This window comes from Deltaproteobacteria bacterium (assembly GCA_016875395.1).
Lineage (GTDB): Bacteria > Myxococcota_A > UBA9160 > UBA9160 > UBA6930 > VGRF01.
On the sequence record VGRF01000002.1, the window covers coordinates 306,200 to 328,704 of the forward strand.

A 22,505-nucleotide genomic window follows, 5' to 3' on the forward strand; every position below is an offset into this window, starting at 1 on the left:
CCGGTGCACTCACGCAGCGGTTTGTCGCCACACCGCGACGTTGCCGTCGCCGTCGATCGCGGCGAGCAGCCGATCGTCCGGCGAGAACGCGACGCGTTCGATCGCGCCGCTGAGCACCGCGGCGCCCGCGGTGCGCGCCTTGCCCGTCTGCCCGATCGACCACACCCCGACGCCGCCATCGCGGCCGCCCGAAGCGAGCAGACCCTTGCGGTTCGCGAAGCGCAGCGCGGAAACCGGCAGCTGGTGGAGGTCGAGCAGCAGCGGGCGGCTTCCCTCGGGCCCGCGGCCGGAGAAGTCCCACACGCAGATCTGCTTACCGCCGCCGGTGGCGAGCCAGCGCGATCGCGCATCGAACGCGAGCGCCGTGGGCTTCACCTCGTAGCCCGACATCTCCGCGTCTCGGCCACTCGTGCGCCGCCAGAAGTGCACGCTCGATTCCTGCGTCGCGCACGCGGCGATCTTCGCGTCCGACGAGATGACGAGCCCGAGCAGCGAGCTCTTGTACGACAGGCGCTGCTCGAGCGCCCCCGTCTCCGCGTTCCAGAATGCGACGGCGCCGTAACAACTCGTGCCGAGCTGCTCGCGGCAAAAGGCGAGGCCGCTAACGGTGCTGGCGTGGTCGTCGCAAGAGAACGCCTCGCTGCCGTCCTCGCGGTAGACGCGCGCACGCTTGCCGGCGGCGATCGCGTAGCGCGCACCGTCGGGCGACCACGCGGCGTGCTCGCCCCAGCTCGCGCCGAGCGCATGCTCGCGCCGCAGCGCGCCGCTCGTCTCTTCCCAGAGTCGCGCGGCACCGTCCTGGCCCGTGCTGAGGAGTCCTCGCGCATTGGGATGGCCGGCGATCGCGAGCACGCCGCCCGGGTGCGCCTCGACGCGCCACGCCTCGGCGCCGCTTTGGGCGTCGAACGCCGCGAGGGCTCCGCTCGCATCGCTCACGAACAGCCGCGCGCTGCTCGCCGACCAGGCGAGGTCCGTCGCCCAATCGCCGGCCTTCGCCTGCCAGAGCAACGCGAGGGCGCCCGTGGAATACGCCTTGCCTCCCGCCGCCTTCACGCGAGACAGGCCCGGAAGCCAGTCTCGATCTCGGCGCGCGGCAGATCGCGCCCGATGAACACGAGCTGGTTGCGGCGCGGCTTGCGGCCCCAGGCGCGTTCCGGCTTCGCCTCGAAGAGCATGTGTACGCCCTGGAACACGTAGCGGCGCTCGTCGCCGGTGAAGGCGAGGAAGCCCTTCATGCGAAAGAGATTCACGCCGTGAGTGCGCAGCAGGTCGCCGATCCACGCGTCGAACTTGTCCGGGCGCACGTCGCCGTCGGCCTCGATCGCGATCGACGAGACGGCCTCGTCGTGCTCGTGCTGCAGCGCCCAGCGCCGCTCGGCGACCGGGACAGCGCTCGCACCGTCCGGCAGCGCGATGCGCATCGAGAACTCTTCGGGGAAGTGCTCGGTGAAGACGGCGACGTGCGCCGGCTCCTCGAGCGCGAGCCCGAAGTGTTTGACGCCAGGGCCCTCGAGCACGGCGGACGCGTGCTCCCCCGTCGCACGAATGGTCCCGCCGGGCGCGACGCGCCGCGCCGGCTCCGAGAAGGCGCGCATCGCCTCGTCTGCGGCCTCGCGCAAGGACGCCTCGTCCCAGTGGACCACGGGCGTCACACGGATCGACATGGTTGGGTCGGGCCCCTCGGCGAGCTCGAGCGTCGCGCGTCCGGCCGGCAGGGCGTAGACGCCGCTCCACTCGAACGGGTACTCCGGTTCGAGGAAGGTTGGTCGCTTCGCCAGCGCGCCGTCGAGATCGAAGCCGCCGATCGAGAGCACACGCTCGACTGCGATCTCGGCGTTCCGCGTGCGGAAGATTCTCGCCATGCCGTTCATCGCGCGGATCCGCGTTTCGAGCGTGTCGAGCTCGCGCGGCATCACGAGGTCCGTCTTGTTGAGCAGAACGACGTCCGCGAAGGCGACCTGCTCTTCGCACTCGCGGCTTCGCCCGAGTTGTTGGGCGACATGCTTGGCGTCGACGAGCGTGACGATTCCGTCGAGCCAGAACTGCTCACGGACCTCGTCGTCCATGAAGAAGGTCTGCGCCACGGGACCCGGGTCGGCGAGGCCGGTGGTCTCGAGCAGCACGTGGTCGAACTTGTCGCGGCGCTTCGCGAGGTTGCCGAGGATGCGGATCAGGTCCCCCCGCACCGTGCAGCAGATGCAGCCGTTGTTCATCTCGAAGATTTCTTCGTCGGCGTCGATCACGAGCCCTTGGTCGACGCCGATCTCGCCGTACTCATTCTCGATCACGGCGATCCGTTGGCCGTGTCGTTCGGTGAGGATTCGATTCAGCAGCGTCGTCTTCCCGGAGCCAAGAAATCCGGTGAGGATCGTTACGGGCGTCCTATCCATCGGGGCGCTCCTTTTTCTCGAAGAGCGCGCGCACGTCGGCCTCGACGACCTCCGCGAGCGGTTTGTGGATCGAGCGGCGGTCCGGCCGCGCTCCGGAGCGCGAGACCGCGATCACCGTCTCGAGCGGCGGGCAGCCCGGCTCGCGGCATGCGAGCTCGATCACCAACACCGTGTCGTCGTCGGCGAGCTGAGCGTGTGCAGCCGTCCACGCCTTGATCGCGCGCACGAGCGCGATCCGGGCGCGCGCGTCGTCAGCGCCGTTACGCAGCATCGATCGCTCTGGGCGCGTCGCGCTCGGCGAGCCACGTGCGCCCGTCCTCGAGATGAACGACGCGGGTGATCTCGTTGGGAAGGCTCGCCGTCTCGTGTGCGGTCCAGACGATCGTGAGCGGACGCGCGCGCGAGAGCTCACGCAGCCGCTCGACGACGCGCGCCTGCGCGCGCCGATCGATGCCGGCGGTGGGTTCGTCGAGCAGCAGCAGCTCGGGATCTGTCGCGAGCAGTCCGGCGAGTGCGACGCGCCGCCGCTCGCCGAAGCTAAGCGAGTAGGGGGAGCGGCCGGCGAGCGCGGAGAGCGCGAGCGCGTCGAGCTCCGCGAGCGCGCGTGCGTGTGCCGCTCCGGCGGAGACGCCGCGCTGCAGCAGCCCCCACGCGACGTCGTCGCTGACGGTCGGCGCGAGCAGCTGGTCATCCGGGTTCTGGAACAGAAAGCCGACGCGTGGATCGAGCCGGTCTGCGAGCCGCGAGCGCGCGTCGAGCACGTGTCCGAAGCGGTGGAGCGCACCGCTCGCGATCGCGTCGAGGCCAGCGATCGCGCGAAGCAGCGTCGTCTTGCCCGATCCGCTGTCGCCAACGAGTGCGATCCACTCGCACTCGCCGGCGCGAAAGCAGATCTCTTCGAGCAGGGGCCGCGCCGCGCGTCCCGCGAGACTCACCCCGACGAGCGCGAGCGTGTCTCCGCCCAAGCACGGCGTCGCGGCGCCGCCCTTCCCGCGGAGCTGCGCACACTCGGCGGCGCGCTCGCCGCGTTCGATCGCACCCGCGAGCCCGTTTCCGATCAAGGAGCCGAGTGCGCCGAGCGGCGCGCTCGCGCGGCCGAGTCGCGCGCGGACGGCGCATTGACGCGCGCGCCATTCCGCTTCGAGCACGCGGGCGTGAAGCACCGAGCGGTCGATCGAGTCGAGGACCGGGAGCGGCGCCCCGAGCGCGCTCACGAGTGCGCGGAAATCTCGCCACGGCGTCGTCGCCGCGAACCAAGCCGCCCACGCGCCTCCGCACACTATGCGCGCCGCCACCAGCGCGAGCTCCGAGGTGGCGCCGAGCGCCCAGTGACCCAGCAGCGCCGCGGCGGCTGGCGGCGCGACCCACACCGCGCGACCGAGCGCGCGGCGGCCACCCTCTACCGCGCATGCAACGACGCCGCAGCATCCGAGGGCGACGATCGGCGCGAGATCGGCGAGCGCCGCGTTCGCGAGCAGCGCGACGAGTAGCGCGGTGAAGCGCGCGGCCGCGGCGCGCACGCCGAGCCGCTCAACGCGCATCATCACGCTGCTGCGACGCTTGCACGAAGCGGCCCGTGACGAAGCCGGCGCCGAACAGCAGCGCGATCGTCGCGGCGAGTCCGAGCTCGCTCCCGCTCAGGTCGAGCAGCGAAGCACGCGCCGGCTGACCCGCCCGCTCCGCGGTGGCTGCGAACACGCTCTCGTCGATCCCGGTCACTGCGCAGCCGGTCAGCGCCACCACGGCGAACGCGGCCGCTGCCGATCGCCCGAGCCGGAGACGGGCCGGGACGCGGTCCCGCGCCGCCAGCGCGCGGAGCGCATACGCGGACAGCGCGCCCTCGAGCACCGCGAGTGGGATCTGGGTCGGGGCAAAGCCGAGCAGCACGGCGGTGAAGGTCTGGGCCGGTGCGACGGAGCGCGCGAGGCCGAACGCGAGCAGGGCTGCATCCCCGACGTAGACGCACAGGTCTGCGATCGCACAGCTGGCCGCGACCGCGGGGAACGCGGGCACCCGACAGGCGCGCAGCAGCGCGAACAATGCGAGCGCCGAGACCGGCCCGATCACGCCGAGCGTGAGCAAGTTGGCGCCGAGTGTGGTCAGCCCGCCGTGCGCGAAGAACAGTGCATGGGCCGCGAGCACGCACGCAGTCGGCCAGACGACGCGCCGCACGCCGACCATCAGGGCGAACAGCGGCGTCAAGCAGATGTGCGAGCTCGCCCCTGCGACCGGCACCGGAATCGGGAACAGAGACGCCGCGAAGATCACTGCGGTCGCGGTCGCAGTGAGAGCGCGTTCATCCGGGGGAGCAGCGTGCCGCTCGCCCGCCAGGCTCCAGGTGAGCGGGACCGCCGCCACGGCCGTCCAAAGCGCGGCGTGCGCGAGGGGGAGGGTGCCTTCAGCGAGATGCAACGCGGGGGCTCCAGAAGCGCATCCGACGCTAAGTGCCGACCTGCGCCGCGAAGTTCCCTCCACGTGCGCCCTGCTCACACCGCGGAGACTGAGGGAACTAGAAGATAGGGACCGGCACTTCGTCCTCGTGAGTCGCGTCTTACGTCTCGCGACGGCCCTTCTCTGGGGAGCTCTGGCCTCCGCTCACCTCAACGCGGAGCCCCACGCTGGCGCGCACCGCCACGAACACGCGGCGCCCCACGCCGGCGAGCTGATCGAGCTCGGCGAGGAGTTCGCACACGTCGAGCTGCTGCGAGACGTCGCAGGGGGCCGCGTCACCGCGTGGATCCTGGACGGCGAGGCTCAGCGCGGCGTGCCGATCGCTCAGGCCGAGGTGGTGATCGCGTGGCGCACTCCATCCGGCGCGCCGCTAAGGCTGGTCCTCCGCGCGGTCGAGAATCCGCTCTCCGGCGAGCGCGTGGGCTCGACATCGCAGTTCACGGCGACCCATCCGCAGTTGAAGCGCCCGGGTGCAGTCGACGGGGAGATCGAACGCATCGAGCTGAAGGGGCGTGCGTTCGAGCGCATCCCCGTTCGCCTCGACTGATCGCGAAGGAGGCCGCATGCAGGGCGATTCGGCAGTGACGCAAGAACCTCCGAAGAAGAGGACGTGGCGAGCCGCGTTCGGCTTTGGTGCCTACCTCGCGTTCGTGTTCGGCGGGGCCCTGTGGATCGCCGGCTCACCGGAGACGGCGGAGGCCGACCTCAACCGCGCGGAGCGGGCGAAGTACAGCGTCGTGTCGTGGGCGCAGCTGACCCGCTCCTCGGTTCCGGCCACTCTCTGGGAAGAGCCTCGAGCGCCCGTCGTCCTCCCGGCGGATGTAAAGGCGCTCGACGGCAAGTCGGTGGCGCTGCGCGGCTTCGTTATTCCGACGTGGGTGGAGGCGGGCGGCGTCCGAGAGTTCGTGCTCGCCGCGAAGAACGAGATCGGCTGCTGCTTCGGCGACGGGCTCACCATCAACCAACTCGTCGTCGTCAGCGTCCCAGAGACGAAGAAGCTGAGGCTCGAGCCCTACCGGCTGATGACGGTGCTCGGAACGCTCGCCGTCGGTGAGGAGCGGAGCGGAGAGATGTTGCTGAGCCTCTATCGGATGACGGCGGACGACGTCCGCGATGAGTGAGGCGCCCGCGCTCGAGCTTCTCGGGCTCCGCAAGTCGTACCCGGACGCCGAGGGGCGCGAGCTCCGGATCGTCTCCGTCGAGCGCTTCGTGCTGGCCCGCGGCGAGCAAGCGGCCCTCTTCGGCGAGAGCGGATCCGGAAAGACCACACTGCTGCACCTCGTGAGCGGCATTCTCGCGCCCGATGCGGGCGTCGTGCGGGTCGCCGGCGAAGAGCTCACGGCGCTCTCCGAGGCCGCGCGGGATCGCCTGCGCGCCCGTGCGATCGGCATCGTGTTCCAGACCTTCCACTTGTTAGGAGGGTACGACGTCCTCGAGAACGTCCTGCTCGCGCAGAACTTCGGACGCGGCGAAGACGAGGCCTACGCGCGCGAGCTGCTGCGTCGCGTGGGGCTCGAACGCCACCTGCGCGCCAGGCCGGCGCGGCTCTCGGTCGGGCAGCGACAGCGCGTCGCCGTCGCCCGCGCGCTCGCGAACCGCCCTGCGCTCGTGATCGCCGACGAGCCCACCGGGAGCCTCGATGGCGCAAACGCCGCTGCCGCGCTGACGCTGATCCGGGAGGCGTGTGCAGAGGTTGGCGCGGCGCTGCTCTTGGTGAGCCACGATGCGGTGGTGCTGAGCGCGTTCCCGCGGCGCCACGCGCTCGCGGATCTCGCGAGCGCCGCGTGAGGGCCGGCATCGGCCTGCGCGTGCGCCGAAGCCTCGCACGCCACGCACTTTCGAGCGGCGTTGCGGTCGTCTCGATCGCGCTCGCGTGCGGACTCGCGGTGGCGGTGTTCTCCCTGCGCACGCAGGCTGAGCGCGCGTTCACCGAGAGCCGCATGGGCTTCGACGCGGTGCTCGGCGCGCGCGGAAGTCCGCTCCAGCTGGTGCTCAACTCCGTTTTCCATCTGGAGACGTCGCCCGGCAATCTGCCGTGGTCCATGTTCGAGGCGATCGCGACGAACACGCTCGTGAAGCGGGCCGTGCCTTACGTCGTCGGTGACAGCTATCGCGGGCACCGCATCGTCGGCACCTTTGCGGGCGCGTTCGATCACGCGAGCGCTCCGCGCCTTCGAGCCGGAGGGCGGCTGTTCGCGGCCGGCGCGCGCGAGGCCGTCGTCGGTGCGGCCGTCGCGGAGGAGGCCGAGCTCGAACGGGGCGCCCGCTTCAAGCCCTATCACGGGCTCGTGAACGACGCCGCGGCGCAACACGATGAGGAGTTCACCGTCGTCGGCGTGCTGGAGGCGACCGGCGGCCCCGCCGATCGCGCGATCTGGGTCCCGCTCGAGGCGCTCTATGCGATGTCCGGGCACGTGCTGCGGGGGGCGGGCGAGGAGCGCCGCGGCGTCGAGGCTGCCGGCGATCGGGCGAACTGGGAGGTGAGCGCGGTGATGCTCGAGCTGCGCTCGCCGCAGGCTGGCTTCGCGCTCGATCAGCTCGTGAACAAGCAGGGCAAGGTCGCGACGCTGGCATGGCCGATCGCGACCGTGATGGCGGATCTGTTCCGCAAGCTCGGCTGGGCGACGCGCGTCCTCGGCTTCGTGGCCTACCTGGTCGTGGTCGTCGCGGCAGGCACGATCCTCGCCGCCGTCAGTAGCGCGATGAACGAGCGACGGCGCGAGATGGCGATCCTCCGTGCGCTCGGCGCGCGCCGCGCGGGGCTCTCGCTCGGAGTGGTGCTCGAGTCCGCGACCCTCGGCGCCGCGGGCTCGATCCTCGGACTGCTCGTGTTCGCAGGGCTCGCCGGCATCGCTCGCGAGATCGTGCGCAGGCAGACCGGCGTCGCTCTAGATCCATGGGTGTGGCATCCCGTGTTCGCGTACGCGCCGCTCGGCGCGACAGCGCTGGCTTCGGTCGCCGGCGCGATTCCAGCCGTTTTGCTCTATCGGACCGACGTCGCGACTCAGCTCGCCAGCACGGAGTGAACGATCGTCCGGTAGGGCGCGCGCCCTGGAACTCACGGCTCTCCATCGGCACCTCCGACAAACGAACTCGGAGGTTCCTTGCCGACGTCATTCCTGTCCCAACTGCTGTTCGTCGCTACCTCGCTCGCGGTCGGCACGCTCGCTCACGCCCAGGCCGCACCGACTCCGCCCGCGTCGGATCGCGTGGAGGAGCTCGTCATCATCGCGACGCGCACGGAGCAGCCGTCTCTGTTCGTGCCCGCGGCCGTCTCGACGCAGGACTTCAGCGAGCTTCGCCAAGAGGGCTTCCTCTACGGCACCGACGAGTTCCGCGGCGTGCCGGGAGTCTATTTCCGGCGAGGCGTGGGGCCGTTGGTTGATTTGGGACGGTCGTCGTTGGGCCATCGACGATGGAAACCGGGTTCGCGAACTCGTGCGCCAGAGCGTGCTCACGCTGTACATGGACGCCGCGGGTGCGGAATCCGATCGGCAGCGGGACGCATTCGCAAGCGCCGCGAAGCGCCTGCGTCACGCCAACCGCATGCAGGCCGCCCTATGGATCGCGGCCGGGGACCCGAAGTTGACCGTGCATCACATGATGCTCGACACCGATCCGTGGCTTCTGAATGTTGAGAACGGGACGATCGATCTGCGCACCGGGAATTTGCGCGAGCACCGGCGCGAAGACCTCATCACGAAGCTCGTGCCGACCTACTTCGACCCGAGCAAGGACGCACCCGGTTGGGATGCATTCCTGAATCGAGTGCAGCCTGACGCCGCGATGCGGGACTACCTGCAGCGCGCAATCGGGTATTCGATCACCGGGAGCACGCGCGAGGAGTGTGTGTTCCTAAACCATGGGGGCGGTGCCAACGGGAAGACCACTTTCATCGAGACGTTTCGCTTACTGCTCGGGGACTATGGCATCGCGCTCCCGCAGGAGACGGTGGTCCGCGCTCGCTTCTCGTCGATCCCCAACGACCTCGCTCAGCTGCCGGGCCGCCGTTTCGCGACGATCGTCGAGACCGGCGAGGACCAGCGCCTTGATGAGGAGCGGATCAAGGCGCTCGCGACCGGCGACAAGCTGCCCGCGCGCTTCATGCGCCAGGAGTGGTTCGAGTTCGAGCCGAGATCGAAGTTCTGGATGGCGACCAACCACCTTCCAACAGTGTCCGGCGACGATGACGGGATTTGGCGGCGGATTCGCCTCGTGCCGTGGGCCGTTCAGATCCCCGAAGCCGAGCGGGATCGCGACCTCCGCGAGAAGCTGCAGGCTGAACTGCCGGGCGTTCTGGTTTGGGCCGTTCGTGGCTGTCTTGACTGGCAGCGTGACGGTCTTCGGCCACCGAACGCAGTTACTGCTGCCACAGGCGAGTACCGGGAGGAAGAAGACGTGATCGGCGCCTTCCTCCAGGAGCGGTGCGATTTCGGCCCCGCCCTAACGGTCTCGAACAAGCGACTGCGGCGGGAGTTCTCGGGTTGGTGCGAGCAGCAGGGGCACCCGCTGCCGAGTCCGAAGGCGGTTGCTTCACGGTTTTCGCGGCGCGGCATGCTGAAGTGCAAGGTGGGCTCTGACAGAGGCTGGCGCGGTCTCAACGTGCGCAGCCTCGAGGAGGGAGAACATGCGAGGGACGGATGGGACGGTTAGGACGAGATTCCAGCTATCGATCAGATCCTACGCGCGCGATCCGGTGATGAGATAAGACGAGGAAGATGTGTCCCATCTGGCCGGCTCCCAAAGGCTCCGCGACGCGCGTTTGCTGATGCCCCAACCCCGTTTGGCGGCCACGCCCACCGGTACAGGAAACTAGGTAGTCGCCATGAAGAAGAAGCCCTCCGGCCCTCGATATCGAAACCTCTTCGCCCGCGGCGGAGTCATCTACTACAGGCGCAAAATCGGCGGGCGTCGGCTGAAGGTCAGCACAGCGACGAGCGACTGGAGTGAGGCCGCCGCATTCCGCGATCTCTACGAGCAGCGGAAGGGCATCGGGCGCCTCCCGCTCGCGATACTGGACACGCCGACATTCGCGGCGTTCGCCACCCGCTATCTCGCTGAGGACACATCGCACCTCGCCGGGACGACGCGGGCCGATCGCGAGGGGTACCTGAGGCCAGACGGGCCGCTGATTCGCTTTTTCGGTGGGCGCAAGCTCGACGAGATCACCGCGCCGATCGTTCGCGAGTGGTGGAACCAGGAGGTCCTCGGCAGGAGCCGTTCGATCTCGACCGGCCGGTCCTACCTCTCCGCTCTCGCTGGCGTGGTCGGCTACGCGACGGATCTCGGGCTTCTAGAGGCGAACCCGCTGCCCGCGTTCCGGGAGCAGCTGCGGCGCCGTGGGCGCACGAAGGGCGCGCGCGCACGGTCGGATTCGGGAAGCACGATCCGCCCGATCGAGAGCCTCGGCGACCTCCTGAGCTTCACGCGGGCCGCGTTCGCTGAAGCCGAGATCGACCTTGCGCAGACGCGAAGCGTTCAACGCCACAGGGAGACTCGGCACGCGCGGTCGCTCGAGGAGCGGACCGGGGGCTTGCGAGCCGTCGTCGCGATCCTCTGCATGTTGGACGCTGGCCTTCGCGTAGGCGAAGTAGCGGGCATGACTTGGGGGCAGGTTCGCTGGGGGTCCGATGAGAGCGACCCCAATCGCGCCATCGTGATCGACAGGTCTCGCCCTCGCGGTGGAGAGGTCGCCCCTCCGAAGAGTGGACGCCGCCGAGTGGTCGCACTCTCTCGGCGCCTACGCGCAGCACTAGAGCTCTTGTATCGGATTCAGTTTCGCCCCGCCCCCGAAGCTGCGGTGCTGCCCGGCTTCGAGCCCCACAACTTCTCGACGCGAGCTTGGAGGCGAATCACCGAACGCGCTGGGATCGGGCACCGGGCACCGAAGGACCTCCGCGACACATTCGCCTCGTGGGTGCTCAGCCTGGGCGTCCAGCTCGGGTACGTCTCCCAACAGCTCGGCCACGCGGACGTAGCCGTCACGGCGCGGCACTACGCACGCTGGTGCGGCGGCGACGTTTACCGGGATCCCATGCCGCTCGAGGCTGGGGAGGTGCCCGCGGATCTGATCGCGCGGGCGTCGGAGTGGTCCCAGAGTGGCCCCACCCCCGAGTTCTCGTGGCGCGACGAGATCGAAAAGCTCAGCAATCTCGCAGGTTTGGTGGTGGCCCAGGCCAGAGTCGAACTGGCGACACCCGCATTTTCAGTGCGGTGCTCTACCAACTGAGCTACCGGGCCGAAGGCGCGGCAACGTACCTCACGCATCTGGTGGGGCCATCGGACCGCCCGAGTTTTTTCGCTCGTCCGCGCGACCTGCTCGCATTCGTACGAATTCCGCACTTCCTTTGCCACTTCGCGCCCTTGCCTCCCACTTAAAGCAGAGGGAAGGCAGAGGGGATTTGCATGAAGCGGCTGTTGCTGGGTCTGCTCTTTTCGATTTGTGCCGCGAGCTCGGCACAAGCCGTCACGTTCGGCTTCGACTGCTTGGCAGGACCGTCGGCGGCCTGCGGAGTCGGTGAGGCACAGATCAGGGTCGAGGTGACCGACGCCGGCAGCGGCATGGTGAACCTCGTGTTCACGAACACCGGGGCCGAGGTGTCCGCGGTCCGAAGCATCTACTTCGATCGTCCCGAGAATTTCGCCAAGCTCGTGCTGTTGGGTGGAGCGGGCACCCGGTTCAAGAAGGGCGGGAAGCCCAAGGATCTTCCGGGCGTTCCGAGCTTCATGAGCGACTTCCGCTTCACGGCGCGGTCGCCGCAGGACATCAACGGCCTCAACCCGGGCGAGAGCCTCACCATCGTGCTCAAGCTGGCGTCGGGTCGCACCTTCGCCGACGTGGTGAGCGCGCTCGAGAGTGGTTCGCTGAAGATCGGCGTCTTCATGGTCGCCAACACGCCAACGACCGGAGAGGCGAGCCTGGTGAACCTGCCGAGGCCGGTACCTGAGCCCGTCGCCGCGCTGATGGGCGGTGTGGCTTGCCTCGGCCTCGCGCTCTTGGGTCGCCGCCGCTAGCACGCAAAGCCCGCAGCCCGGCGGACTCCGCCGCGAATCCCTAACAACCCGTGGCCCGGACGTGCGATAGCGTCCGGGCCATGTGCTTTTCGAGAGCCGCGCACGCGGCGTTCTTCATCGTATTTCTCGCTGCGCGGCTGTCGTTCGCCGCATCTCCCGATCCCGCGACGGGAACGCGCGGGATGGTCGTCACGCCGCATCCCTCCGCGACCGCGGCGGGCGTGCGCGTGCTCGAGCGCGGCGGCAACGCGATCGACGCGGCGATCACCGCTGCCCTCGCGATCGCCGTGGCGCAGCCGAACTCCACCGGCATCGGTGGCGGCGCGTTCATCCTCGTGCGCCTCGCGGATGGCCGCGCGTTCGCGATCGACGCGCGCGAGACGGCGCCCGCCGCTGCGCACGCCGAGATGTACACGCGCCCCGACCTCGCGGCAGACGCATCGCGCTTCGGTGGGCTCGCCGTCGGCACGCCGGGCCTGATCGCGGGCTTCGCGCTCGCGCTCGAGGAGCACGGCACGATCTCGTGGAAGCACGCGCTCGCGCCGGCCATCGCGCTCGCGGACGAGGGCACGCCGCTCGGGCCCTACACGCGCCGCTTCATGGGCTTCATGCGCGCGACCCCGCTGCCCGCGCGCTTTCCCGAGGTCGCGCGCATCCAGCTGCCGCCGGAGCCGATCGCGGGGGGCAAGCTGCGCCAGCCCGAGCTCGCGGGGACGCTGCGCCTGCTCGCGAAGCGCGGCCCGCGCGCCTTCTACGAGGGCGCGCTCGCGGAGAAGATCGCGGCCGCGGCGCAGGCGAGCGGCGGCGTGCTCACGGCGCGCGACCTCGCGGGCTACACGCCGCTCGTGCGCGAGCCGCTGCGCGGCGAGTACCGCGGCGTCGAGCTGCTCGCGTTCCCGCCTCCGTCGTCGGGCGGAGTGACGCTGATCCAGACGCTGAACATTCTCGAAGGCTTCGACCTGCGCGCGAAGGGCGCCGGCTCCTCCGAGTCGATTCACCTCGTGAGCGAGGCGCTGAAGCTGGCCTTCGCCGATCGCGCGCTTCACCTCGGTGACCCGGCGTTCGTGGCCGACATGCCGGTGAAGCAGCTGCTCAGTGACGAGTACGCGGCGAAGCTGCGCGCGCGCATTCGCGCGGACCGCGCGAGTCGCGTCGACGGCTCGCAGCTCGCGGTCGACGACGCCGGCACTGCGCATCTCTCGGTGGTGGACGGAGCGGGCAACGCCGTCGCGATCACGCAGACCGTGAACGGCCCCTACGGCGCGTGGGTCGTCGTGCCCGGAACCGGCGTGATCCTCAACAACGAAATGGACGACTTCGTCACGCAGCCGGGCGAGGTGAACCAGTGGGGCTTGTTAGGGCTCGCCGATGCCGCGAATCGCGTCGAGCCGGACAAGCGCCCGCTCTCGAGCATGGCGCCGCTGATCGGCATCGAGAACGGGCGCGTGCGCTTCGTGGCCGGCAGCAACGGCGGGCCCCGCATCATCACCTCCACCTTGATCGCACTGCTCAACGTCGTCGACTTCGGGATGGACGCGCAGGAGGCCGTCTCGGCGCCGCGCTTCCATCACCAGTGGCGGCCCGACGTGCTCGACGTCGAGGGCGAGACGCCCGCCGACGTCGTCGCTGCGCTGAAGGCGCGCGGGCACGAGGTGAAAGTCTCGGACGAGATCATCAGCGGTGTCGAAGCGATCGTGGTCGATCCGAAGACGGGCGTGATGAGCGGCGGCGCCGATCCGAGGCGCGACAGCAGCGCGATGGGGCTCGACTAGAGCGCTAGGCGGGGCTCATCGCGCCGAGCGTGCGGTCGACGCTCGCGCCGAAGTCTTCGCCCCACGCGTAGGGCAGGTCGACGAGCGTGCCGCCGTGTGTCGCGGTCTCGGCGAGGTGCAGCGCGTCTGACAGCACGCGGCGCTGCATCGCGACATCGCGGGCCCGCCCGAACGGGTTGCCCATCGGGAAGTTCACGAACACGCTGCGCGGCGGCAGCACCTGCGCGGTGAGATCGCGCCCCGTCGAGACGAGCACGGTCGGAATGCCGCGAGCTTCGAGGACGCGAGCGACCAGACCCACGGTCTGGTGGTCGAGCGGTCAAGCGGGCACGAGCACGAAGAGATCGACGTGCTCCTTCGAGAGCGTCTCCGCGAGCGCGGGCGCTGCGACCTCCGTGACGTGCGAGCGCTTGTAGATGCGCCCCATGAAGCCGCTGTAGTGGTGCGGCGCGACTTCGGCGATCACGACTTCGCGCGCGAGCTCGCGCAGGCGCTCGAGCGGGAACACGCAGTTCACGTCCTCGCGCGCCGAGCGCACGTCGTAGTAGGAGTCGTGCACCTGGAAGTCCGGCGCGGAAGCGCCGCTCGCGATCGCGTCGAGCCGGAACTCGTTGCGCGCGTCGGGATTCCACGCCGGCATCGCGCAGTGTGACACGCCTCCGGAGGTGAGCAGCGAAACGCGGCACTCGCGCAACGGCTTCGCGAGGGGCGTCAGCGGCGCTTCGCGGTGAATCGTCCATTGATAAGGCGGGAAGCCTTGTGCGCGGTAGCGCGCGTTCAGGCGATCGACGTAGCGGACGGGTTCCACGCGCACCTCGATCTGGCTCGGTAGCGCAGCGCGTTGCTCGCGCGCTCCATCGTTCAGGCCGCGCGGGCTCGCGTTAGCGTGCGCTCCGATGCGCCTCGCAAAGCCCTGCATCGACGTCGGCATCCTCACCAACCGCGGTGAGGAGCAGCTCGCGTTCTGGCAGAACGAAGTCGGGTTGCCGTTCGAGGAGCGGCTGCCGGTGCGGCGCGGCTTCGTGCAGATGCGCCACGCGCTGAACGGATCCGTGTTCAAGCTGAACGTGGTGGACGCGGAGATTCCCGGCGCGCCGCCGAGCGGCTACCGCGAGCTGTGGATCGCGCGCGAGGGTGTGGCAGCGCCGCGCGCGCTCGCAGATCCCGACGGCAATCGCGTCGTGCTCGTGCCGCCGGGGCACGCGGGAGTCAGGGGAATCGGCGTCGTGCTCGCGGTGCGCGACGCGGCTGCGCACCGCGCGTTCTTCACGCGCGCGCTCGGGCTCGCCGAGGAGGCGCCGGGCGCGTACCGCTGCGGCACCTCGCTGTTCCTCGCGCGCGAAGACGCGAGCGCGCGCGGCGACGTCGTGCGCGACGGCCTCGGCTACCGCTACACGACGATCCAGATCTTCGACTGCGACGCGGAGACGAACGGCATCGTGGCGCGCGGCGGCGTGCTCGGTGCGCCTGCGATCACGCTCGGCAAGACCGCGCGCTTCTCGTTCGTGCGCGATCCCGACGGCAACTGGATCGAGATCTCGCAGCGCGCCTCGCTCACCGGCCCGCTGCCCGAATGACGCGCGCGATTCGCTGATGCCTGCATCGGCAGACGCCTTCGCCGCGCCCGCGTGGCTGTGGATCCCGATCACGATCGCCGCCGCGCTCGCGCAGAACTTGCGAACCGCGGTCCAGCGCAAGCTGAAGGGCGCGCTCTCGACGAACGGCGCGAACTACACGCGCTTCGTGTTCGGCATCCCCCTCGCAGCGGCCTGGCTCGCGGCGCTGCACGCGGCGGGCATCTCGCTCGCTCGGCCGAACGCGCAGTTCTTCGCCGGCATCGCCGTGGGCGGCGTCGCGCAGATCCTCGCGACCTCCGCGCTGCTCGAAGCCACCGCGCGCCGCAACTTCGCGGCTGGCATCGCGTTCTCGAAGACCGAGGCGGTGCAGGCGGCGTTGTTCGAGGCGCTCGTGCTCGGCGCCGCACTCGCGCCGCTCGGCTGGCTCGCGATCGCGGTGGCGACTGCGGGCGTGATGGCGATCTCGCTCGCGCGCCCGAGCGACGCGGGGCTGCGCGATCCCGCGCTCTGGCTCGGCGTCGCTTCGGGGGGGCTCTTCGCGATCGCGGCGGTCGCGTTTCGCGCCGCTTCGCTCTCGCTCGCGCATCCGTCGTTCCTGATGAGCGCCGCCACCACGTTGTTAGGCGCGCAAGCCCTGCAGACCGCACTTCTCGGCGGCTGGCTCGCGCTGCGCGAGCCCGGCCAGCTCGCCGCGGTGCGCGCGAACTGGCGCGTCGCGAGCCTCGCTGGCGCCGCGGGCACCCTCGCGAGCGCGGGCTGGTTCACTGCGATGACGCTCACCGTTGCCGCCTACGTGCGCACGCTCGGCCTCGTCGAGCTGCTGTTCACGTTCGCGGTCGGCCGCATCGCGTTCCGCGAGACGCCCGCGCCGCGCGAGATCGCCGGCGCGCTCCTGCTCGCCGCGGGCATCGCACTGCTGCTGAACGCGGGTTAGCGCGGCGCCGATTCGCGCCGCGGGTGCGCGCGATAGGCTGCGTCGCATGCCGGCCGCGCGCCCGCCCGTGACGGGCATCGTCACTTGCTTCAACGAGGAGCGGCACATCGCTGCTTGCCTCGAGAGCCTCGCGTGGTGCGACGAGATCGTGGTGCTCGACTCGTTCTCCACGGATCGCACGGCCGAGATCGCGCGTGCGTTCCCGCGTGTGCGCTTCCTCGAGCGCACTTATTACGGCGCCGCCGCCGCGAAGAACTTCGCGATGGATCAGGCGCGCCACGAATGGATGTTCATCCTCGATGCCGACGAGCGCTGCACGCCCGAGCTGCAGCGCGAGATCGAGGCGCTGCTCGCTGCTGGCCCCGAACGCGGCGCTTGGTTCGTGAAGCGCCGCTGCTTCTTCCTCGGGCGCGAGATTCGCTTCTCGGGCTGGCGCAACGATCGCGTCGTGCGCTTGATTCGGCGCGGCGCCGCGCGCCACGAGGACGCGCGGGTGCACCCGAAGGTGGTCGTCGCGGGCGGCGCGGCGTCGGTCCTGACGAATCCGCTCGTCCACTACGTGGTCGAGGACTTTCACGCCTACCTGCAGCGCATGGTGAAGTACGGCTACTGGGGCGCGGCGCAGGCGTGGCGCGAGGGCAAGCGCGCGCACTCGTTCGCCGACGTGCTGTTCCGCCCCGCCTGGCGCTTCCTGCGCACGTACGTGCTGCAGCTCGGCTTTCTCGACGGCGGCGTCGGCATCGCGTTCTGCCTCTGCCAAGCGTTCGCCACTTACGCGAAGTGGTCCGTGCTCTGGAGCTGGCAGCTCGACGCGAAGCGCGGGCGCGAGCCGCAGCTGCCGGAGTTCGAAGCCCGCGGCGACGCCTGACTACGGCTCCTCGACCAGCTTCAGCGCGCGGTTCGGGCAGTACTTCACCGCAGCCTCGACTTGCGCGCGCATCGTCTCCGGGATCGGGTCGAGCAGCAGCTGCGCCTGCCCATGATCACCGGCGCGCTCGACCACGAGGAACGCCTCCGGCGCTTCGCCCATGCACACGCCGTGGCCTTGGCAGAGATCGCGATCGATCACGACGTGCAGCTTCATCTCGCGCCGCGCCTCCGGTACCGCAGCCGGCACGGGTCGCTCGTGCGCAGGATCAGACTCGGCATCACGTCCTGATAACTCTCGGGTGCATCCACCAGCTCGAACTCGTAGCGCGCGAGCAGCGCGGCGAAGATCGCCTTCACTTGCAGCAGCGCGAACGCGTTGCCCACGCACTTGCGGCGCCCGCCGCCGAACGGGATGTAGGCGAACACGTTTTCCGGGAACGCGCGCTCGGGATCGAAGCGTTCCGCGTCGGGGAAGCTCTCGGGCAGGCGGTGCGCGACGTAGGGCGAGACCACGACGACGCTGCCCGCCGGAATCACGACGTCTCGGAACGCGAGGTCGCGCTTCACGAGGCGCATCAACGTCACGAGTGGCGGATGCTTGCGCAGCACCTCGAACACGAAGCGCTCGAGCGCGGGCAGCTCGCGCAGCGCGGTGTGTGCGAGCTGGCTGCCCGGCGCGACCACCGCGTCGATCTCGCGCACCACCCTCGCCGCGTGCTGCGGGTTGCGCGCGAGCTCGACGAGCGTCCAGGTCGCGGTGTTCGAGCTGGTGTGAAAGCCCGCGAACATGATCCAGATGACCATGCCTACGATCTCGTCATCCGTCAGGCGGCGGCCATCGAGGTACGCAGCCTCCATGAACGACTGCAGCATGTCGGGCGACGAGGCGCCCGTGCGGCGTCGCTCCTCGATCACTGCGGTGACGAGCTGCGCGAGCCGCGCGCGCGAGCGGTCGCGCTTCGCGAACGCCTCCTCCTGCGCGTAGGGGTCGACGATCGAGGACGCGCTCACGGCGTGCTCGAGGTCTTGGTAGAGCGCCCCGAACTCGCCGGTCAGCTTCGCGCGGAACTCGCTGCCCATCAGGCAATGCGTCGACGTGCGCAGCACGAGCTCCTTGAGCTCCTCGTAGAAATCCTTCTCGCCCTCGTCGTCCCAGGTCGAGACGTACGCCTCGACTTCGCGAGCGATCACCTGCGCGTAGCTCTTCATGCGATCGAGGCGCAGCGCGTTCGATTGCATCTTCACCTGCTGCCGCTCGAGCTCGAGCGGCGCGCCGTACTGAATGCCCGCGCCGAACACCGGGACCATGAAGTGGTACGGCTCGCGCGGGCTCAGCTGATCGTCGCCCGCGCGGAACACGGCTTCGTAGGCGGCGGGGCTGCTCAAGAGCAAGTGCTTCGCGCCGCCGAGATCGAACTCCGCAAGCTCGCCGCACTCGCGATACGCGCGCCACATGAAGTGCGCGGGGTGCGCGTTGAACTCCTCGAAGTGCCCCGAGCCGGGCTTCGCGCCCGACACCTGAGGCCAGCGCGGTGCGCTCACGCCGCGCTCCTGGGTCGCACTCTCGGGAACTCCGGGTGACGGAACGCGTCGCCGGGCTTCAGGCGGCCCGACAACAGCTGGAACACGCTCGTCGCCTTCGCCTCGGGGATCTGCTTGTCCGTGAGAAACGGGCGCCGCGCGTAGTGTGCGTCGGCGCCGAAGAAGCGCAGCGAGAGCGTGCGGCGCCGCATGTCTCGCCGCGTCGCCGCGCCGCCATGCAACAGGCCCGGATGAAACACGACGGCATCGCCCGGCTCGACCGCGAACGACGTGATGTCCCACGCGCCGCGGTTCTTCTCGATGTCGGGCAGCCGCGGCAGCGAGCCGTCGCCGTAGATCGGCAGCGTGTCGTCGCTCGGGTCGAAGCGCGAGCCGTCGTACATCGGACCGCGGTGCGAGCCGCGCACGAACTCGAGCGAGTGCGCGGCGTCGACCGCGTCGAAGCTGATCCACACCACTGCGATCTGCTCGCCGTCGACGGGCAGGTACGACGAGTCCTGATGCCACGGCGTGCGGCGCGTGTCGCCGCCTTCCTTCAGGAACACCTGCTCGTACATGAACCACACGTCGGGCGCGCCCCACAGCGCAGCGCACGCGTCGGCCGCGGGCGTCGCGTGCACGAGGTCGCGATAGACGGGCTGTGCCTTGCGGTTCGCGAGGTCCTGATAGAAACGCCCCTCGCCGCCCTGGTACACGTTCGCGCTCGGGCTCGGATTCGCGAGGCTCCACTCGTACGCCGCGCGCGCTTCGGCCAGGTCGTGCTCCCCTAACAACCCGCGCAGGCACACCACGCCGTCGCTCCGGAACGCTTCCCGCTGCGCGTCGTCCACGCGAATGCTCATGAGAGCACGTAGTCGTCTGCGTTCACGGCGCGCGTCTGTTGCCAGTACCCGAGCAGCGTGAAGGGCCAGTTCTGCGCGACGCGTCCGCTCGCGCTCTTGTACCAGCTGTTCACCTTCGAGACGCCCCACGCCATCTCGAGGTTGCCCTGGTCGATCCAGGCGTTGTAGCGGTCGTGCACGTCCTTCTTGCAGTCCATCGCGCGCTTGCCGCTCTCGAGCAGCAGGCGGATCGCCGCCGTGATGTACGTCATCTCGCACTCGCTGAAGTAGATGATGCTGCCGTTCACCACGATGTTGGTGTTGGGGCCGTACATGAAGAAGAAGTTCGGGAAGCTCGGTGCGACCAGGCCGAGGTAGGCCCTCGCGTTGCCGTCCCACTGCTTGTGAAGGTCCGCGCCGTTCCGCCCCAACACCTGCATCGGCGTCAGGAACTGCGAGGCCTTGAAGCCGGTCGCGTAGATGATCACGTCGGCGGCGCGCTCGACTCCCGCCTTGTCGACGACACCGCGGGGCGTGATCTCGCGAATGCCGCCGGTATGCAGGTTTACGTTGGGGCGCTTCAGCGCCGCGCACCACACGCCGTTGTCGACGAGGATGCGCTTGCTCGCGGGCGGGTACTTCGGGACGACCTTCTCGGCGAGGTCGGGGCGATCCGCGAGCTGGTCGCGCAGCGCCTGCGCCAGCATCGCGCGCAGCTCCTCGTTGCTCTCGCTCACGCTGTCCTCGCGCTGCCAGCCCTTCTGCACGCGCACGCGCGGCAGGAACCAGCCGTCGCCGGTACGCCAGAACAGCCAGAAGCGATGCCAGTGCGCCGCGTGCGGCACGTGCGAGAACACCCAGCGTTGGCCTTCGGGAATCGGCGCGTGGTAGTCAGGCGCCGGCAGCAGCCAGTTCGGCGTGCGCTGGTAGATGTCGAGTTGCGCGGCCTCTTCCGCGATCACGGGCACGAACTGCGCCGCCGTCGCGCCGGTGCCGATCACCGCGACGCGCTTGCCCTTCAGCGAGACGCCGTGATTCCAGCGCGCCGAGTGCCAGCTCGGCCCCCCGAACTTCTCCATGCCCGCGATGTCCGGCAGCTTCGGCTGATTGAGCTGGCCCACCGCGCTGATCAGCGCGTTCGCCTCGATCACGTCCTCGGCGCCGTCGGGCTTGCGCACGCGGATGCGCCACACCGCGCGATCTTCTTGCCATGCCGCCTGCAGCACTTCCGTCTTGAAGCGAAGGAGCTTGCGCAGATCGAAGCGCTCGGCGCACTCGCGGAAGTAGGAGAGCAGCGCGGGCTGCGTCGAATAATGATTCGGCCAGTCCGAGCGCTGCGCGAACGAGTAGGAGAAGAACGAGTTCGCGACGTCGACGCGGCAGCCGGGGTACGAGTTCTCGTACCACGTCCCGCCCACTTCGTCGTTCTTCTCGAGGATCACGCACGCGACGCCGGCTTGTTGCAGGCGATACGCCGCGAGCAGGCCCGACATGCCCGCGCCGATGATCGCGACGAGGAATTCGCGCGCCGGCGCGAGCTTCTCCTTCCTCCACTGCGGCGCGCGCAGGTCGTTCTCGCCGACCGAGAGCTCTTCCTGAATCAGCGGCAGATACGGATCCGCGTCCGCGCTCGGCGTGACCCAGCGCATGATCGCGCGCAGAAAGTCCTCGCTCGGCGTCTTCGGCGGCGGGCAGCCCGCATCGCGGTACTTCGCGAGCACCTCGAGCGCGAGTGCGCGCGCGCGCGCCGCGGCCGCCTCGCCGCCCGCGAACCCGGACGGATCGCCCGCGAGCGCGATCGCGTCGGGCTTCACGTCGTCGCGCAGCACGCTGAGATCGCCGGTGACGTGCGCGAGCGCGGGGAGCAGCGAGGGCAGATGCGCCTGCGCGAGCGCGCGCGCGATCTCGTCGTTCGACTCGGTGATGCGCAGGGCGGGGCGCGACAAGTCCATGCGAGAGATCTCCCGTGCGAGAGGACGGATTGCATCGCAGCACGCAGGCGGGCGCTAGGGGACGCGGTCTCGAGCCGCCTGGCGGCGCTCGCTAGCGGACGCGGGTCCGACGCTCTAGTGAGCGTCGCGCGGCGGTCGTGCGGCGCGACGCCGGCGAGCGCCAGTTCTCTCCGGCGGTGCCGGCGGAGCTCTGAGCGCTCACGTCCCCAGCTTCCAGTTCGCCTCGGCCGCGAGCTTCTGCATGAACGCCTCGCCGTAGGCGTCTTCAGGCGCCTCGCGCACGAGGCGGTCGAGCACGTGCGCGTCGTGGCCGACGAGGATGCGCCACTTCTTCGCGCGCACGCCGTCGAGGATGATCTTCGCGGCCTGCGAGGCGGTGGTGGGTGCGTCGTTCTCGAACGCGTCGCCCATCGCGATCATCGCGAGTCGCAGCTGCTCGGCAGAGAGCGTGGCGACAGGAAGACCCGCGCGGGTCATGCGAGCACGCGCGTCGAGCAGCTGCTGCTCGCTCAGCTCCTTCGGGTCGCGCCCCAACACCTTCGCCGAGTTCTTCGCGATCGCGGTGCCGATGTGGCCGGGCATCACGACCGAGACGCCGACGTGCGGCGCGTTCACCTTGAAGTCGTTGATCAGCGCCTCGCTGAAGCCCTTCACCGCGAACTTCGCCGCGCTGTAGGCGCTGTGCGCGCTCTTCGGCCCGAGCGAGGCCCAGAAGCCGTTCACACTCGCGGTGTTCACGAGCCAGCCCTCGGGCGCGGCCACGAGCAGCGGCACGAACGCGCGCGCCGTGAAGTACACGCCGTTCCAACACACCGCGAAGGTCTTGTCCCACTCCTCGCGGGCGTCGCTCACGAAGCTGCCGCCGCCGCCGATGCCCGCGTTCGCGAATACGAGGTGCACGCACCTCGTCGCGTGCTCGCGCACCACGGCGTCCCGAAACGCCACGATCTGCGCCTCGCTCGACACGTCCGCGACTTGCGTGGTGACGCGCACGCTTCGGTTCTCGCGCTCACACAGTGCCTTCGTCGCGGCCATGTTCTCCGCCGACACGTCGCACATCGCGATGTGGCAGCCCTCCGCAGCGAGCTGGCGCGCGAGCTCGCGCCCCATGCCGGTGCCGCCGCCCGTAATCACTGCGATCTTTCCGTCGAAGCGCTCCATCACGCGTTCTCCCGTTGAAGG

At 69.8% G+C, this 22,505-nt stretch carries 22 protein-coding genes, 1 tRNA gene and 1 pseudogene; 11 read left to right on the top strand and 13 right to left on the bottom strand.

Going from position 1 to position 22,505, the window contains the following annotated elements; all coding sequences use genetic code 11:
* Window positions 1-9: 9 nt before the first annotated feature.
* Genes FJ091_03205 through FJ091_03225 form a run of 5 tightly spaced genes read right to left on the bottom strand, consistent with a single transcriptional unit; the run spans window position 10 to window position 4,802 of the window.
* Window positions 10-1,053: a hypothetical protein gene (locus FJ091_03205; protein MBM4382358.1), complete on the bottom strand. Its 1,044-nt coding sequence runs from the start codon at window positions 1,051-1,053 to the stop codon at window positions 10-12.
* Window positions 1,050-2,390: a GTP-binding protein gene (locus FJ091_03210; protein MBM4382359.1), complete on the bottom strand. Its 1,341-nt coding sequence runs from the start codon at window positions 2,388-2,390 to the stop codon at window positions 1,050-1,052. The genes FJ091_03205 and FJ091_03210 overlap by 4 nt, the downstream gene beginning before the upstream one ends.
* Window positions 2,383-2,661, bottom strand: a complete 279-nt coding sequence (locus tag FJ091_03215) for a nitrate reductase (GenBank protein ID MBM4382360.1) — start codon at window positions 2,659-2,661, stop codon at window positions 2,383-2,385. Before FJ091_03215 ends, FJ091_03210 begins: the two co-directional genes overlap by 8 nt.
* Window positions 2,651-3,937: an ABC transporter ATP-binding protein gene (locus tag FJ091_03220; GenBank protein ID MBM4382361.1), complete on the bottom strand. Its 1,287-nt coding sequence runs from the start codon at window positions 3,935-3,937 to the stop codon at window positions 2,651-2,653. Before FJ091_03220 ends, FJ091_03215 begins: the two co-directional genes overlap by 11 nt.
* Window positions 3,921-4,802, bottom strand: coding sequence for an energy-coupling factor ABC transporter permease (locus FJ091_03225; protein MBM4382362.1), 882 nt, complete (start codon window positions 4,800-4,802; stop codon window positions 3,921-3,923). Before FJ091_03225 ends, FJ091_03220 begins: the two co-directional genes overlap by 17 nt.
* A 127-nt stretch (window positions 4,803-4,929) precedes the next feature.
* Between FJ091_03225 and FJ091_03230 the strand changes: the two genes are divergently transcribed.
* The 6 genes and pseudogenes from FJ091_03230 (at window position 4,930) to FJ091_03255 (ending at window position 10,845) form a co-directional block, all read left to right on the top strand.
* On the top strand, window positions 4,930-5,388 hold the full coding sequence (locus FJ091_03230) for a hypothetical protein (GenBank protein ID MBM4382363.1): 459 nt from the start codon (window positions 4,930-4,932) through the stop codon (window positions 5,386-5,388).
* Between the two features lie 16 nt (window positions 5,389-5,404).
* Window positions 5,405-5,962, top strand: coding sequence for a DUF3299 domain-containing protein (locus FJ091_03235; GenBank protein ID MBM4382364.1), 558 nt, complete (start codon window positions 5,405-5,407; stop codon window positions 5,960-5,962).
* On the top strand, window positions 5,955-6,629 hold the full coding sequence (locus FJ091_03240) for an ATP-binding cassette domain-containing protein (GenBank protein ID MBM4382365.1): 675 nt from the start codon (window positions 5,955-5,957) through the stop codon (window positions 6,627-6,629). Before FJ091_03235 ends, FJ091_03240 begins: the two co-directional genes overlap by 8 nt.
* A gap of 8 nt (window positions 6,630-6,637) precedes the next feature.
* Window positions 6,638-7,867 (top strand): ABC transporter permease, encoded by a 1,230-nt coding sequence (locus tag FJ091_03245; GenBank protein MBM4382366.1) that lies wholly within the window; start codon window positions 6,638-6,640, stop codon window positions 7,865-7,867.
* A 424-nt stretch (window positions 7,868-8,291) separates the two neighbouring features.
* Window positions 8,292-9,494 carry a hypothetical protein gene (locus FJ091_03250; protein MBM4382367.1) on the top strand — a complete coding sequence of 401 codons (1,203 nt, stop codon included), beginning with the start codon at window positions 8,292-8,294 and terminating at the stop codon, window positions 9,492-9,494.
* Between the two features lie 907 nt (window positions 9,495-10,401).
* A pseudogene (locus FJ091_03255) lies at window positions 10,402-10,845 on the top strand (site-specific integrase).
* A 160-nt stretch (window positions 10,846-11,005) separates the two neighbouring features.
* On the opposite strand, the gene FJ091_03260 reads toward FJ091_03255, so the two are convergent.
* A tRNA-Phe gene (locus tag FJ091_03260) sits at window positions 11,006-11,081 on the bottom strand.
* A 165-nt stretch (window positions 11,082-11,246) separates the two neighbouring features.
* Here FJ091_03260 and FJ091_03265 point away from each other — a divergent pair.
* The gene (locus FJ091_03265) at window positions 11,247-11,855 is read left to right on the top strand and encodes a hypothetical protein (GenBank protein MBM4382368.1); all 609 of its coding nucleotides are present in this window, start codon (window positions 11,247-11,249) and stop codon (window positions 11,853-11,855) included.
* 80 nt (window positions 11,856-11,935) lie between these two features.
* A complete protein-coding gene (gene ggt, locus FJ091_03270; GenBank protein ID MBM4382369.1) occupies window positions 11,936-13,627 on the top strand; it encodes a gamma-glutamyltransferase in 1,692 nt (563 codons plus the stop codon).
* A 4-nt stretch (window positions 13,628-13,631) separates the two neighbouring features.
* Here ggt and FJ091_03275 read toward each other — a convergent pair whose 3' ends face one another.
* Window positions 13,632-13,928 (bottom strand): hypothetical protein, encoded by a 297-nt coding sequence (locus tag FJ091_03275; GenBank protein MBM4382370.1) that lies wholly within the window; start codon window positions 13,926-13,928, stop codon window positions 13,632-13,634.
* An 18-nt stretch (window positions 13,929-13,946) separates the two neighbouring features.
* Complete coding sequence (locus FJ091_03280) at window positions 13,947-14,435, bottom strand: hypothetical protein (GenBank protein MBM4382371.1); 489 nt, start codon at window positions 14,433-14,435, stop codon at window positions 13,947-13,949.
* 88 nt (window positions 14,436-14,523) lie between these two features.
* On the opposite strand from FJ091_03280, the gene FJ091_03285 reads away from it, so the two are divergent.
* Genes FJ091_03285 through FJ091_03295 form a run of 3 tightly spaced genes read left to right on the top strand, consistent with a single transcriptional unit; the run spans window position 14,524 to window position 17,006 of the window.
* Window positions 14,524-15,204: a VOC family protein gene (locus tag FJ091_03285; GenBank protein ID MBM4382372.1), complete on the top strand. Its 681-nt coding sequence runs from the start codon at window positions 14,524-14,526 to the stop codon at window positions 15,202-15,204.
* A gap of 16 nt (window positions 15,205-15,220) precedes the next feature.
* A complete protein-coding gene (locus tag FJ091_03290) occupies window positions 15,221-16,138 on the top strand; it encodes a hypothetical protein (protein ID MBM4382373.1) in 918 nt (305 codons plus the stop codon).
* 46 nt (window positions 16,139-16,184) lie between these two features.
* Complete coding sequence (locus FJ091_03295; GenBank protein MBM4382374.1) at window positions 16,185-17,006, top strand: glycosyltransferase family 2 protein; 822 nt, start codon at window positions 16,185-16,187, stop codon at window positions 17,004-17,006.
* Here FJ091_03295 and FJ091_03300 read toward each other — a convergent pair whose 3' ends face one another.
* From FJ091_03300 to FJ091_03320, 5 genes are all read right to left on the bottom strand, one after another.
* Window positions 17,007-17,216 carry a ferredoxin gene (locus FJ091_03300; GenBank protein MBM4382375.1) on the bottom strand — a complete coding sequence of 70 codons (210 nt, stop codon included), beginning with the start codon at window positions 17,214-17,216 and terminating at the stop codon, window positions 17,007-17,009.
* Between the two features lie 2 nt (window positions 17,217-17,218).
* Window positions 17,219-18,550 (bottom strand): cytochrome P450, encoded by a 1,332-nt coding sequence (locus FJ091_03305; protein MBM4382376.1) that lies wholly within the window; start codon window positions 18,548-18,550, stop codon window positions 17,219-17,221.
* Window positions 18,547-19,392, bottom strand: coding sequence for a phytanoyl-CoA dioxygenase family protein (locus FJ091_03310; protein MBM4382377.1), 846 nt, complete (start codon window positions 19,390-19,392; stop codon window positions 18,547-18,549). Before FJ091_03310 ends, FJ091_03305 begins: the two co-directional genes overlap by 4 nt.
* Entirely contained in the window at window positions 19,389-21,323 is a 1,935-nt protein-coding gene (locus FJ091_03315; protein ID MBM4382378.1) for an NAD(P)/FAD-dependent oxidoreductase, read from the bottom strand. Before FJ091_03315 ends, FJ091_03310 begins: the two co-directional genes overlap by 4 nt.
* Window positions 21,324-21,521: 198 nt before the next feature.
* Window positions 21,522-22,484, bottom strand: a complete 963-nt coding sequence (locus FJ091_03320; GenBank protein MBM4382379.1) for an SDR family NAD(P)-dependent oxidoreductase — start codon at window positions 22,482-22,484, stop codon at window positions 21,522-21,524.
* Between the last annotated feature and the right edge of the window lie 21 nt (window positions 22,485-22,505).